Below are 13,279 nucleotides of genomic sequence, written 5' to 3'. Positions count from 1 at the left end.
TCACTCAACCGCCGCAACTTCACGGCCTCCTCCGGTGCGGGCGATTCCCTTGGGCAAGGTGGACGGGGGAATCGGCAGGGTCTTGGGCATCAGCCCCAGCAGCGGCGCGATCTGGGCGATCACCCGCCCGGCGGCCGGGGCCGCGGTCCAGCCGGCGGTGATGAAGCCGTAGGTCTGCTTGGTGCCCTGGGGCTCGTCGATCATCATCAGCACGGCATAGCGCGGCGCATCCATGGGGAAGGCGGCGATGAACGAGGACAGCACCGCCTTCTTGCGATAGCCGCCGTTGCCGACCTTTTCGGCGGTGCCGGTCTTGCCGCCCACCTCGTAGCCGGGAACGTCGGCCTTCTTGCCGGTACCGTCGGTGACCACCATGCGCATCAGCTGGCGCATGGCCTCCGAGGTCTTGGGCTTGATCACCCGGATGGCGGGGACCGCGTCGCCCGGGGCGCGGGCCAGCAGGGTGGGGGCGTGGTACTCGCCGCCATTGACGAGGGCGGCGGTGCCGGCCAGCAATTGCAGCGGGGTCACCGACAATCCGTGTCCGAACGAGATGGTGACGGTGTTGATCTCGCGCCAGGGGGAGGGGACCAGGGGAGCCCCCACCTCGGGCAGTTCCAGCGGCGGGGCCTGCAGCATGCCGATGCGGGCCATGAAGGCGCGCTGGACCTCGGTGCCGGCATCCAGCGCCATGCGGGCTGAGCCGATATTGGACGAGTGGATCAGGATCTCGGGAATGGTCAGCCAGCGGTTCAGGGCGTGGTCGTCGTGGATGGTGTGTCCGGCGAAGACCAGCGGCTTGCTGGCGTCGAAGCTGGAATTGAGGTTGGCCCGGCCGTTGTCCAGCACCATGGCGGTGTTGAACAGCTTGAAGGTGGAGCCCATCTCGTAGGCGCCCTTGGTGGCGCGGTTGAACATGGACGGATCGGTGGGCGCCGGCGGATCGTTGGGATCGAAATCGGGCATGCTGACCATGGCGATCAGCTCGCCGGTGCGCACGTCCATGACCATGCCGGTGCCGCCCACCGCCGAGAACTCCTCGATGGAGCGGGCCAGCTCGTTGCGCACGATGGTCTGGACCCGGATGTCCAGCGACAGCGCCAGGGGCTCGCGGCTTTCCTTCAGCGCGTTCTCGAAGCGCTTCTCGATGCCGGCCACGCCCTTGTTGTCCACGTCGGTGACGCCCACGGCGTGGGAGGCCAGTGGGCCGTGGGGATAGATGCGGCGCTCGCCCTTCTCGAACAGCAGGCCGGGAATGCCCAGGGAATTGACGTCGTATTGCTGGCGGGGCGTCAGGTTGCGCTTGAGGTAGACGAACTGACGGCCCGACGACAGGCGCTCGATGGTCTCTTCCAGGTCCAGCTCGGGCAGCACGGTCACCAGGCGGATGGCGGCGTTCTCCACGTCGACCTTGGCGATCTTCAGATCCTCGGGCCGGGCGAACAGCGAGACGGTGGGCAGGGACGAGGCCAGCAGCACCCCGGTACGGTCCGAGATGTCGCCCCGTTCCATCTGAAGCTCGTCGCTGCGGGCCTGGGGCTGAGCGTGGGCCTTGGGCGGATTGCGGTCGACGACCGCCACGTCGACCATGCGTGCCCCGATGGCGGCGAAGGCCAGCAGGAAGACCATGGCGGTGACCACCAGACGCGACCGGCCGGTCTCGATGGCCTGCATGCGCACGCCGTCCAGACGAAGCGCGGCGCCGGCCTGAAGGTCGTCGCCGGCGTGGAAGCCCGGAGTGTGGCGGCGGGGCGCGAAGATGCTCACCGTGCCCCTCCCTGCTCGGATTGGGCCAGGGCCGGGGACGGAATGACGATGCTCCGGCCGCCCTTCGCCAGGGCAGGGGCCGGAGCCGGGGCCGCCACGGGGGCGTCCAGGGGTTTGACCGTGGGACCTTGGGCCGTGGTGACGGTGCCGGGCTTGGGCGTTTGCGGCTTGCCCGGCTGGGGTCGGGCATTGTCCACCGGCCGGGGCTTGGCCGGGCCTTCCGCCAGCTTGACTGGCGTGACCGGAGCGGCGGGCTTGGGCGCCTGGGCGGCGGGGGCCTGCACCGGCAGGGACAGGCGGGACGGGGAGACGGCGGCGTAGACCACGCCGGTGGCGGGGATGCCGTCCTTGGGCAGGGTGTCCAGCGTCGCCACCTGGGTCGGCGTCACCGGCTTCATGCCCAGGTGCTTCTCGGACAGGGTGCGCAGGCGGATGGGGTCGTTGAGATAGCTCCATTCGGCGCGCAGGATGTGGATGGTCTCCTGGTTGCGGTGAATCTCGGCGTTCAGCCCGGCCAGGCGCGCCTCCAGGTCCTTGACCTCGTATTTCACCACGAACAGCACCACGCCGACGCACAGCGCCAGCAGGGTCCAGGTGATGGTGCCGGTCAGTCCGCGCCTCATGATACGGTCTCCCAGGCGGGGGCGGCGGTGCGGGCGGCGGCGCGCAGCTTGGCCGAGCGGGCGCGGGGATTGGCGCGGGCTTCGTCCGGGGCGGGGCCGATGGCCTTGCGCGACAGCAGGGCGAAGCTGGCGGCGGGGCCGGAGCCCTGGGCCTGGGGCACGTGGCGCGAGGGGCGCGCCGCCTCGCCCGAGCGGGCCTTGAGGAAGGACTTCACCACCCGGTCTTCCAGCGAGTGGAAGGTCACCACCGCCAGATGGCCGCCGGGGGCCAGCAGGCGTTCGGCGGCTTCCAGGCCGCGCTCCAGCTCGCCCAACTCGTCGTTGACCGCGATGCGCAGCGCCTGGAAGGTGCGGGTGGCCGGGTCGATGCCGTCGCCCGAGCGCGGCACCACCTTGCGGACCACCTCGGCCAGTTCGCCGGTGCGCTCGAAGCGCTTGAGGCGGCGGGCCTCGACGATGGCCTTGGCCACGCGGCGCGACAGGCGCTCCTCGCCATAGCGGTAGATGATGTTGGCCAGTTCGGTCTCGGGCGTGTCGTTGACCATGTCGGCGGCGCTGGGACCCTTGGTCTCCATGCGCATGTCCAGCGGCCCGTCCTTGGCGAAGGAGAAGCCGCGTTCCGGCTGGTCGATCTGCATGGAGGATACGCCGATGTCCAAGGCGATGCCGTCAACCTGGTTGACGCCCTGCTGACGCAGCAAGGAGTCCATGTCGCCGAAACGGCCCTCGATCATGGAAAAGCGCCCGGCCGAGCCCTCTTCCAGAAGCTTGCCGCGCGCCACGGCGGTGGGGTCGCGGTCGATGGCCCACACCCGGCAGGCCGAGGCCGCCAGGATGGCGCGGCTATAGCCGCCGGCGCCGAAGGTGCCGTCCAGGTAAACGCCGTCATTCCGGGGCGCCAGCGCGGCGATCACCTCGGCCAGCAGGACGGGGATGTGGGGTTGCGGGCTCACGAGGACACCCTGGGGCGCAGGGGCAGGGTGGGGCGGGATTGCAGGGCGCGGGCGCGAATCTCGGCCTCGACCGCCTTATAGGCGTCGGGCGCCCAGATCTGGAAGGTCTGGCCCTTGCCGACAAAGGACACGGATTCAGAGATGCCGGCATGGGCCAGGATGTCCTCGGGCAGGACGATGCGGCCCTCGGGGTCCCAGGGCAACTGGCGGGCATCGGCGAAGATCAGGGCCGACAGATCCTCCTGTTCGGCGGAAAAGGCGTCGAAGCTCTGGGCGCCGTCGGACAGGCGCTCCATGAAGTCCATGCCGCAGCCTTCGATGCAGGCGTTGGTGAAGGAGCGGTAGCAAACGATGCCGGCGAAGCTTTGGGCGGCCAAGGCAGCACGAAAGGTCGCGGGGACGGAGACCCGACCCTTCTTATCGACCCTATTGACGAATGTGGAGAGGAAGAGTGCCACCCTCGTCCGCCTTCCGCTTGCTGTGCCCGAAAACCCCTGCTCCGTCCCCCAGGGCGCAATACACCTGTGCGCCCCGATGGGATGGTGATTAATGGGATATCATGGGAAATCATGGGAGTCAATGGAATCGGATAGTAATCGCATGGGAAAGAGGCAATTAGGAACAATGCTGGCAAGTTTTTACTAAAGTACTCGAGGAACGCCCCGCAGCACCTTGATATTTACTAATTTTTCACAATCAGGAGTCCGAAGGGTGGAAAAACCCGGGCGGGACCACATCGTGAACAGAGGCCCGAATCGCCCCATCGAGGGTTGGCGGCATGGTTTGGGAATTCATGGGAAATGCGTCAGACGGCCTGTAAGCCGGGTTCTGTCCCCGCCCGAAAGCGGGTGACGGCCATTCATCTGGGACGTCCGTTACCGGACGCCTCTCGCGACCGACCCGGACGGCGACGCGGAAACGCGTTTCGTCCTTCCGAAGAAGAACAGTGCCGTCCCTATTTGGTCTTGCTCCCGGTGGGGTTTACCGTGCCGCTTCCGTTGCCGGTCGCGCGGTGCGCTCTTACCGCACCCTTTCACCCTTACCAGCTGCCAAACCCGAAGGCCTGGGAGCGGGCGGTTTGCTTTCTGTGGCACTTTCCCTAGGGTCGCCCCCGCCGGACGTTATCCGGCACCGTGTATTCCGTGGAGCCCGGACTTTCCTCCCCCGGAGGTGAATCCGAGGGCGGCCGTCCGGCCGTCTGACGCGGCCCCACTTTAGGGCCTGGAGAGAGCAGGTCAAGTGCCGCGATATGTGAATGGCGTTCAAAAGAAAAGGCCTCCGGAATTTGGAGGCCTTTATTGTCGCTATACTTGGTTCGTGTCGGGTGTTTGCCGTATTTACCCGAACAGCTTGTCGATCTCGTCCTGGGAGATTCCCTGGTTTTCCAGGGCTGGGCCGTTGAGCAGCTTGGAATCGTCGTCCTTGTGCTCCTCGAAGATCTTGGGCGAGACATCGGAGATGTTCTCCGGTCCCCAGATTTCGATCATGGCGTTGATGCGGGCCTCGACGTATTTCAGGGTCTTCACCACCTTGGTAATGCGTTGGCCGGTAATGTCCTGGAAATTACAGGCCTCGAAGATGGAGCTGACGGTGTCGTTGATGTCCTCCACCAGGCGGCCCACATAGGAATCGGCGGCATGCGCCCGGATTTCCCGGCCGATGGTCTCGATCTTTTCGGACGCTTCGAGGATCTGCTCGGTGGCCCGTTCGGTGGACGACACGATGGCGTCCAGCTCGAAGGTCACGGCAATCAGCCGGTCGTCGTCGGCGTCCTTGGGGCGGAGCGCGGCGATTTCCGCCTTGGTGTGCTCGATGCAGACAGCCAGGGCGCGCAGTTCCGTCTTCAGCATGGAGACTTCGGCGGCCTTCTGGGGCAGTACGTCGTCGATAGGGGCGGCCGCCACCGGCGGCGGCGCCTCGCCGCGGACCAGCGCTTCCAGGCCCTTGATGTCGCCACGCAGATCGTTGATGGCTTTGAGGACCTCGGAATTGGAGGCATTGGGCGTCGCGACGCCACGCTCTTGAAGCCGCTTGATCTCGGCCGTGAACAATTTGCGCTCGGTCGTCATGACTGTCTGGCGTCCCTCATGTCACCGACGGCGGTATGGTTCCGCCATCTGCTGTCCGCTCAACCCACGGCTTGTATGATTTATCCGTAACCTGGATGTGCTGGGTCAACCACTTCTTGAGCAATTCCACAACCTGTTCGTCGAGCACGCCGCGTTCTCCGGCGCGATAGCGCCCGGAAATGTCGCGCACATGATCTTCGAGCCGGCGGTGTTCGGCCCTGTGAATTTCGATATCAGGGTATCCGGAGGCGGCCAATAAGGCTTCCTCCCGACGGAAATGGTGTTCTGCATATTCAGAAAGGGCGGACAGCACGCTGCCCACCACGTCGCGGCTCTGGCCGGTATCGGTGGCGTCGAACAGTTGCGTCAGCAGGTCAAAAAGGATCCGGTGGTCAGAATCCAGCAGGGAATTGCCCACGCTGAAAGCCTCGCTCCACGCGATCGATGTCATCGGGTCCCCCGCCCCTGCGTTCCCGTCCGCTCCCACTATACCCTACATCCTAAAGGGTACAAGCATTCCGCATGTCGAGGCGGCGGTGGATGATGGTAGACTCAAGGCGGCAGGGAGGACGACGTGACGCCGCTGAGAATCGCCACTTTCAATCTGGAGAATCTGGACGAGCGCCCGGCGGGCGGAATCGATTTCGACGACCGGGTGGCGCTGATGCGTCCGCAGTTCCAGCGCCTGCGGGCCGACGTGCTGTGCCTGCAGGAGGTCAACACCCATTCGGTCACCAAGAGCGGGCCGAGGCTTTTCACCGCCCTCGACCGCCTGCTGGCCGGGACCGAGTACGAGCACTGGCACCGGGTCCACAGCCTCAACCGCGGCGGCGTCCATCCGTCGGACAAGCACAATCTGGTGATCATTTCCAAGATGCCCATCCGGGCACACCGCCAGGTCTGGCACGATCTGGTCCCACCTTGCGCCTATCGCCCGGTCCGGGCCAATCCCGCCCCGGACGAGCCCCAGCGCGTGGAATGGGATCGCCCGATCCTGCACGCCGAGCTTGGCCTGCCGGGCGGGCGCTCGTTGCACGTGATCAACGTCCATCTGCGTGCGCCGCGCGCCGTCTGGCTGCAGGGCCAAAAGGAGCGGTTCGGCCGCTGGCTGTCGGTGGGCGGCTGGGCCGAGGGCTACTTCCTGGCCGGGGTCAAGCAGGCGGGACAGGCCCTGGAGGTCCGCCTGCTGGTCGAGGAAATCTTCGACGCCCGCCCCGATGCCCTGGTGGTGGTGTGCGGCGACTTCAATGCCGGCGAGCACGAGGCCGGCATGCGCATCATCAAGGGCGACGACGAGGACACCGGCAACGGCCATCTGGCCATGCGCATGCTGGTGCCGCTGGAGCGCAGCCTGCCGGAAGGCCAGCGCTATTCGGTGATTCATCACGGCCGACCGGTGATGCTGGACCACATCCTGGTGTCGCGGCCGCTGCTGGGATGGTACCTGGGAGCCGAGATCCACAACGAGACCCTGGGCGACGAACTGGTCTCGCCCGCCACCATTCATGCGCCGCCGGAAAGCTATCACGCCCCGGTGGTGGCCGAGTTCTCCCTGCCTTTGGGGTAGGGGGCCTCGGCTTTCATCGTAAATCCGACGATGCACCCTCGGCGTGGCATCGCTATAGTATTGCCGGATCGAAGGGGGAGCCATGATCGACTGGCTTTACGGATTGGTGGGAGAGGGGCCGTTTCCCTCCATGCGTGCCATGGTCTACCGGGGATTGCTGGTGGTCTGCATCGTGCTGTCCACCACCATCGCCATCGTCGACACGGTGCCGGACGCCTGGATCGGGTTCGAAGGCGCCGTCTCGGCGACGGGCGGGCTGTTCCTGGTGATCCTGTCCCTCGATTACATCCTGCGGCTGGTGGTCGCCCGGGCTCAGCGGGGGGACGGGGAGTCGGGCCTGGCCGCCATGGCCCGCTATGCCCTTTCGCCCTACGGCATCTTCGACTTCCTGGCGGTGGTGCCCTTCCTGGTGGGCGAAGCCACCGCCTTGATGCCCCATGACGGCGAGACCGTGTTCGGCATCCTGCGCTTCCTCAAGCTGGCCCGCTATTCCCCCGCCCTGGAAACCCTGGGCGTGGTGGTGCTGCATGAATTGCGGCCGCTGCTGGCCTCGCTGTTCATCATGTTGATCCTGGCCATCTCGGCTTCGACGCTGATCTATTTCACCGAGCGTGGGGCCAATCCGGCCCTGGCCAGCGTGCCGGCCGCCATGTGGTGGGCCATCGTCACTTTGTCGACGGTGGGCTTCGGCGACGTGGTGCCCATCACGCCCCTTGGCAAGCTGTTCGGCAGCGTGGTGGCGGTGTTGGGTCTGTGCATGTTCGCGCTGCCCGCCTCGATCCTGGCGTCGGGCTTCGCCGAGGAGATGAAGCGCCAGAATTTCGTCTCCACCTGGCATCTGGTGGCCAAGGTACCGTTCTTCCAGCGCCTGCAGGCCAGCCAGATCGCCGAGATCGCCGGGCTGCTGAAGCTGGCCCGCGCCATCAAGGGCGAGGTGCTGATGCGCGAGGGCGACACCGGCGAGTGCATGTATTTCATCGTCAGCGGACAGGTGGAGGTCAAGGGGCGGGCCGGAACCTTCATCTTGAAGAACGGCGATTTCTTCGGCGAGATCGCCCTGATCGAACGCTGTCCCCGCACGGCCACGGTCAAGGCGGTCAGCCGCTGCCAGTTGCTGATCCTCGATGCGCGCGACTTCCATAAATTCGTCGCCCACGACCATGCCCTGCTGGAAGTCATCTGGGAAACCGCCCGGGCCCGTATGGCCCAGGCCGACCACGCCGGCGACAAGAACGCCGCCCCGCCCAAGGAAAAGGAACCGGTGTGAGCGAGCCGAGACTGAAAGTTCGGAATGTCATCCCGACGACCATCGGGAGGAGGGATCTCATCCTGCTCAACCTTGACAGGTTCGGCGACAGCGCATCAGGCGGAGATCCCTCGGCTTCGCTCGGGATGACAGGCACTGGGAGCGGAACAACCGTGTTCCTTCTCAAACAATGACCCAGCCCCGGCTCAAGGCCAAGCTGTGGGTCCATGCCACCATCCGCCGCTGTTCCGTGCTGGCCATTCCGGCTTTCGTGGTGGCCAAGGGCGACGAGGATGCCGGGGCGGTGCTGGTCAAGCTCAACCGCGGCGCCGCCGGCTGCGAGGTCTTCACCCAGGTGCGTGACGGGGCGGGCGAGGCGGCGTGGCTGCGCGCCACCGGCCCCGATCCGGTGCCCGAGGACAAGGCCGACGCCTATATCCGCCGCAGCCGCGACGTGGATTCCGACCTCTGGGTGCTGGAGGTGGAGGACCGCGAGGGCCGCGTGCCGTTCCTCGAGCGCATCTTGGCGGGCTGACCCGAAATACGCTATGAAGCTGTCTTCCATCATTTCTGTCTTAAGGACCGTTCCATGACCCGTCAGCTGATCTCTTCCGGTTCCTCGTTCGAGGAAGTGGCCGGCTATTCCCGTGCCGTGCGCCAGGACCCCTGGGTGTTCGTCTCCGGCACCTCGGGCTTCAAGGATGGGCAGATCGCCGACGACGTGGTCGCCCAGGCCGAGCAGTGCATCGCCACCATCGCCGCCGCGCTGGAGCAGGGCGGCGCGTCGCTGAAGGACGTGGTCCGCGTCAAGGCCTACATCACCGAAGCCGCCTTCTTCGAGCAGATCGCCCCGGTGCTGGGCAAGGCCTTCAAGGGCATCCGCCCGGCCAACACCACCATCGTCTGCGGCCTGGTCGATCCGCGCATGAAGGTGGAGATCGAGGTCACCGCTCTCAAGGCGTAAAGAGCGGCGGGGACGGCCGCGCTCCGGGCATGGAGCGCGGGCATCCTGCCCGCCAACCAACGGAGGACGCATCATGCCCACCATCCTGATCACCGGCGCCAATCGCGGCATGGGGCTTGAGTTCGCCCGGCAATATGCCGCCGAGGGCTGGCGGGTGCTGGGCACGGTGCGCGATCCCATGGCGGGCCGCGCCTTGTCCGAGGCGGGCGGCGAGGTCTATGTCTGCGACGTGGCCGACCCGGCCCAGGTGGCGCGGCTGAAAGCCTCGCTGGCCGGGGTGGGGCTGGACATCTTGCTGAACAATGCCGGCATCTACGGCGAGAAGCAGGAGTTCGGCGCCGTCGACCCCGCCGCCTTCATGAAGGTGGTCGCCGTCGACACCCTGGCGCCGCTGAAGCTGGCCGAAGCCTTCGCCGACCAGATGACCGGGGCCAGGATCATCGCGGCGGTGTCGTCCAAGATGGGCGCCATGTCCGACAACACCTCGGGTGGGTCCTACGCCTACCGCGCCGCCAAGGCGGCCCTCAACATGGTGATCAAGGGGCTGGCGGTGGATCTGGCGCCGCGCGGCATTCTCACCGTGGCGCTGTCGCCCGGCTGGGTGCGCACCGACATGGGCGGGGCCAACGCTCCCCTGGATGCCGAGACCGCCGTGGCCGGCATGCGAAAGGTCATGGCCGGGCTGACGGCCGGGGACAGCGGCGCCTTCATCCATTACGATGGGTCTCGCCTGTCCTGGTAGGGAGCAAAGCATGACCCAGCCGGTGGAGTTCTATTTCGATTTTGCCTCGCCTTACGGCTACTTCGCCTCCCTGGAGGTGGACGAGCTGGTGGCCGCCTTCGGCCGCGAGGTGGCGTGGAAGCCGATCATGATCGGCTCGGCCTTCAAGGCCTCGGGCAACCTGCCGCTGGTCAGCCAGCCCATGAAGGGCGAGTATTCCCGCCACGACTGGGAACGCGTGGCGCGGCTGATGGGGGCGCCCTATCGCCTGCCCGACCCCTTCCCGGTTCCGGCGCTGCCCCCCTCGCGGGCCTATTGGTGGCTGGAGGGCCGGGACAAGGACCTGGCCAGGAGCTATGCCCGGGCGGTCTACCTCGCCTATTTCGCCGAGAACATGGATATCTCCAGCCCGGAGGTGGCCTGTGCCCTGGGCGTGCCCCTGGGCATCGACCCGGACGAGATGGCCGCGGCCATCCAATCCCCCCAGTGGAAGGGCCGTCTCAAGGAGGAAACCGAGGCCGCCATCGCCAAGGGCGTCTTCGGCTCGCCGTTTTTTCTGGTGGACGGCGAAGGCTTTTGGGGCGCCGACCGTTTATGGATGGTGGGAGCCTGGCTGGAAAAAGGCGGCTGGTGACCTAAATTTAGCTGTAGGGCTTGGGCCGGAGGTCGAGCCATACTTGCCGGTGGTTGCCGGACATGGCGCTTGGTGCCATTGTCGCCGCCACCAAAGAACGGAGTGCGTTGCGTTGCCGCTTATTATCGATCTGAAGCCGGGCGAGAAGCTCATCATCAACGGCGCGGTGCTGGAGAACGCCAGTTCCAACACCAAGGTGCGGGTGCTGAATGACTGCTCGATCCTGCGTCAGAAGGAGATCCTCTCTGATTCCGACAGCGTGACCCCGGCGTCGCGGGTCTACTTCGCCCTGCAATGCGCCTATATCTTCCCGACCAAGCGCGGTGAATATCTGCGCATGTTCAACCACTATCTCGACAGCTATGTGGAGGCCTGCCCCAGCGCCTCCGCCATCAAGGACGAGATCAACGAGGCGGTGGCCGAGGGCCATTACTACAAGGCGCTGAAGGCTACCCGCCACCTGCTCGATCACGAGACCAAGGTCCTGGGTTCGCTGCAGAGCGTCGCCGCCGCGGATGCCGTCGTCCAGGATTGATGTCCGCGCGCGCCCCAATCACCGCAGGTCGCGGTCATTGGGGCGTCGGGACTACTTCAGATAATTCAGCAGCGACAGGTTCTTGACCTGGGCCAGCACCTGGTAGCTGCCCTCCAGCGCCGTCTGGTCGGACAGCATCTTGGTGGCGATCTCGGTCTTGTCCACCTGGGCGATGTCGGCCACCCGCTTGCTGAGGAAGCCGATGAACTGGTTGTGCTTCTCGTTCTTCAGCGAGATGGTCTTGCGGGTGCCGTCGAGCAGGCTGGCCACCGACTTGACGTCGCCGGCCTTTTCCGTGCCGAAGGGTGGCGTGCCGGCCGCGGGCGATTCCAGCGAGTCGTTGACCAGATACAGGGCCTGGCCGATGCGCTCCTGGTGGGAGTCCAGGCCGCCGGCGGTGCCGAACTGCCCCTGGGCGATCAGGGCCAGGGCGCGGATGCCCTTCTCGAAGGCCGGGTCCGAGGCGTAGATGCCCACATCCACCGTGCGGTCGATGTCGACGCGGTGCTGCAGCTGCAGGGTGTCGCCCTTGTACCACGAGCTTGAATCGATCTTGGTCTTGGTCGACAGGGTTTCCGTGGTCAGGCTGGCGCTGGCGATCTCGATGTAATTGCCGTTGTTGGCCACCACCTTGTAGACGCCGTCGTTGACCCCCGACGTGCTCTTCATGGTGATGATGGTGCCATTGGCCGGGTAGGGGTTGCCGCCGTCGTCCAGGAAGCCGTTGGCATTGGACGAGGTGATGCGCTCGCCCAGGGTGCCCGTCGAGGCGAAGGTCAGCGAGCCGAAATTGGTGTTGTTGCGGGTCACCGTCGCCCCCGCATTGGTGTCCTTGAACGACATGGAGACGTCCGAGCGCCCGGTCTGCGGCAGGAACTGGGCGATGCGCGCCCCTTCGGGATTGATCTCAAAGGAGACGGACGTGGCGGTGGCGTTGGTCACCGTGAAGGTACCGTTGTGGCCGGCGGTGCCACCCAGGGAAAGCTGGTCGCCGACGCTGACCGTGCTGAAATCGATGGTCGCGCCGGTAGCGGCGGTCAGGGTCACCGTGGTCTTGCCGGTGACGGCCGAACTGGTGGTGGTGAAGTTCAAGGTGCCCGCCGTGGCCGGATTGGCCATGGCGCCGCCGTTGATGCCGAAGGTCAGGTCGGTGGAGGCCACGGCTTCGTCCTTGGCCGTGTCGTAATTGGTGCGGAAATTGACCACGCCGTTCTTGTTGCTGACCACCTCGAACGAGCCCTCGTAGCCGGTGGTCGAGGCGCCGTTGTTCAGTTGCGGGCCGATGGTGAACTTGGTTCCCACCGTCAGGTTGGCCAGGGAGCCCGCCGTGGCGGCGGTCATGTTCATGGTGCCGTCGGGGGCGAAGGCGAAGTTCAGCTGGTTGGTGGCGGTGTCCAGGATGGTGCCAGGGCCGCTGCCATAGCTGATGACATTGGTGGTGGTGCTGCCCTCGGCCAGCGGAGTGCCGGTCAGGTCGCAGATGGCCTTTGACCGGATAGTGAAGTCGCCGTTGTTGGGGGGCGACACGTTGCTGTCCGAGACGGTGATGCGCGATCCGGGATAGATGGTCTTGAAGGCGTCGGCCCGGGCCGGAGTGATCACCCCGTTGGCGCCGTTGAAGCTCATGGCCGAGGTCTCGACATTGGTCAGCGACACGGCCTGGGTGTCGGCGTTGCGGGTGGTCGAGAAGGTGTTGATGGAGCCGTCATACATGGACTGGAATTCGGACAGGCTGCCGGCGGGCAACTGGATGGGCACGTCGGACACCCGGCCGCCCGAGAAGAGATACTGGCCGTTGACGTTGGTGCCCAGGTCGGCCTGAATGCTCTGCAGCGCCTGGAAGGCGGTGTTCTGGATGCCCTTGATGTTCTGTTCGTTCTTGGGATTGTTCTGCCGAAACGACTCCAGCGAATCGCGGAAGATGGTCAGCGTCTTCTTGACGCTGGCGATGGCGGTGGTCGCCGCCTCCAGCTTGGTGTTCCAGACATCGTTGTTGTCGATGAAGCGTTGGGCGATGGCCTGTTCGTTCTGGAAATTGATCACCGTGTTGGTGCCGGCGGCGATCCCGTCGTAGGACTGGGCCTTCAGGCCGGAGGTCACCTGAATCTGTTCGGTCTGAATCCGGGTCTGGATATCCAAGATCCGGTTGACGAAGGCGTTGTTGGCGCCGAGCGTGCCGATGCGGGTCATGATCGGCCTC

At 65.8% G+C, this 13,279-nt stretch carries 14 protein-coding genes and 1 other RNA gene; 7 read left to right on the top strand and 8 right to left on the bottom strand.

All coding sequences use genetic code 11. From position 1 onward, the window contains the following. From AMB_RS19445 to AMB_RS19420, 7 genes are all read right to left on the bottom strand, one after another. A complete protein-coding gene (locus AMB_RS19445) occupies positions 1–1,767 on the bottom strand; it encodes a peptidoglycan D,D-transpeptidase FtsI family protein (RefSeq protein WP_011386196.1) in 1,767 nt (588 codons plus the stop codon). Then, positions 1,764–2,390 carry a cell division protein FtsL gene (locus AMB_RS19440; RefSeq protein ID WP_011386195.1) on the bottom strand — a complete coding sequence of 209 codons (627 nt, stop codon included), beginning with the start codon at positions 2,388–2,390 and terminating at the stop codon, positions 1,764–1,766. The genes AMB_RS19445 and AMB_RS19440 overlap by 4 nt, the downstream gene beginning before the upstream one ends. Beyond that, complete coding sequence (gene rsmH / locus AMB_RS19435) at positions 2,387–3,343, bottom strand: 16S rRNA (cytosine(1402)-N(4))-methyltransferase RsmH (protein ID WP_011386194.1); 957 nt, start codon at positions 3,341–3,343, stop codon at positions 2,387–2,389. Before rsmH ends, AMB_RS19440 begins: the two co-directional genes overlap by 4 nt. Next, positions 3,340–3,801 carry a division/cell wall cluster transcriptional repressor MraZ gene (gene mraZ / locus AMB_RS19430; RefSeq protein WP_043745309.1) on the bottom strand — a complete coding sequence of 154 codons (462 nt, stop codon included), beginning with the start codon at positions 3,799–3,801 and terminating at the stop codon, positions 3,340–3,342. The genes rsmH and mraZ overlap by 4 nt, the downstream gene beginning before the upstream one ends. Before the next feature lie 343 nt (positions 3,802–4,144). After that, positions 4,145–4,545: RNase P RNA component class A (gene rnpB / locus AMB_RS23680), an RNA gene on the bottom strand. A 135-nt stretch (positions 4,546–4,680) separates the two neighbouring features. After that, positions 4,681–5,412: a protein phosphatase CheZ gene (locus AMB_RS19425; protein ID WP_011386190.1), complete on the bottom strand. Its 732-nt coding sequence runs from the start codon at positions 5,410–5,412 to the stop codon at positions 4,681–4,683. A gap of 16 nt (positions 5,413–5,428) precedes the next feature. After that, entirely contained in the window at positions 5,429–5,863 is a 435-nt protein-coding gene (locus tag AMB_RS19420; protein ID WP_043745305.1) for a bacteriohemerythrin, read from the bottom strand. A gap of 123 nt (positions 5,864–5,986) precedes the next feature. Here AMB_RS19420 and AMB_RS19415 point away from each other — a divergent pair, with 123 nt between their 5' ends. The 7 genes from AMB_RS19415 to AMB_RS19385 all read left to right on the top strand — a co-directional run bounded on the left by AMB_RS19415 (position 5,987) and on the right by AMB_RS19385 (position 11,079). After that, the gene (locus AMB_RS19415; RefSeq protein WP_011386188.1) at positions 5,987–6,979 is read left to right on the top strand and encodes an endonuclease/exonuclease/phosphatase family protein; all 993 of its coding nucleotides are present in this window, start codon (positions 5,987–5,989) and stop codon (positions 6,977–6,979) included. A gap of 82 nt (positions 6,980–7,061) precedes the next feature. After that, complete coding sequence (locus AMB_RS19410; RefSeq protein ID WP_011386187.1) at positions 7,062–8,246, top strand: cyclic nucleotide-gated ion channel; 1,185 nt, start codon at positions 7,062–7,064, stop codon at positions 8,244–8,246. A 169-nt stretch (positions 8,247–8,415) separates the two neighbouring features. Beyond that, positions 8,416–8,760: a DUF1491 family protein gene (locus AMB_RS19405; RefSeq protein ID WP_043745302.1), complete on the top strand. Its 345-nt coding sequence runs from the start codon at positions 8,416–8,418 to the stop codon at positions 8,758–8,760. Positions 8,761–8,814: 54 nt separating this feature from the next. After that, positions 8,815–9,189 (top strand): RidA family protein, encoded by a 375-nt coding sequence (locus tag AMB_RS19400; protein WP_011386186.1) that lies wholly within the window; start codon positions 8,815–8,817, stop codon positions 9,187–9,189. A 73-nt stretch (positions 9,190–9,262) separates the two neighbouring features. After that, entirely contained in the window at positions 9,263–9,931 is a 669-nt protein-coding gene (locus tag AMB_RS19395; RefSeq protein WP_011386185.1) for an SDR family oxidoreductase, read from the top strand. Between the two features lie 10 nt (positions 9,932–9,941). Then, complete coding sequence (locus AMB_RS19390) at positions 9,942–10,544, top strand: 2-hydroxychromene-2-carboxylate isomerase (protein WP_011386184.1); 603 nt, start codon at positions 9,942–9,944, stop codon at positions 10,542–10,544. Between the two features lie 112 nt (positions 10,545–10,656). After that, positions 10,657–11,079 (top strand): flagellar biosynthesis repressor FlbT, encoded by a 423-nt coding sequence (locus tag AMB_RS19385; RefSeq protein ID WP_043745300.1) that lies wholly within the window; start codon positions 10,657–10,659, stop codon positions 11,077–11,079. Between the two features lie 51 nt (positions 11,080–11,130). On the opposite strand, the gene AMB_RS19380 is transcribed toward AMB_RS19385, so the two are convergent. After that, on the bottom strand, positions 11,131–13,269 hold the full coding sequence (locus tag AMB_RS19380) for a flagellin (RefSeq protein WP_011386182.1): 2,139 nt from the start codon (positions 13,267–13,269) through the stop codon (positions 11,131–11,133). Positions 13,270–13,279 lie beyond the last annotated feature (10 nt).

The organism is Paramagnetospirillum magneticum AMB-1 (assembly GCF_000009985.1).
Taxonomy (GTDB): domain Bacteria; phylum Pseudomonadota; class Alphaproteobacteria; order Rhodospirillales; family Magnetospirillaceae; genus Phaeospirillum; species Phaeospirillum magneticum.
The sequence above is the reverse complement of the archived record's forward strand: the minus strand, read 5'-3'. Positions and strand labels throughout refer to the sequence as shown.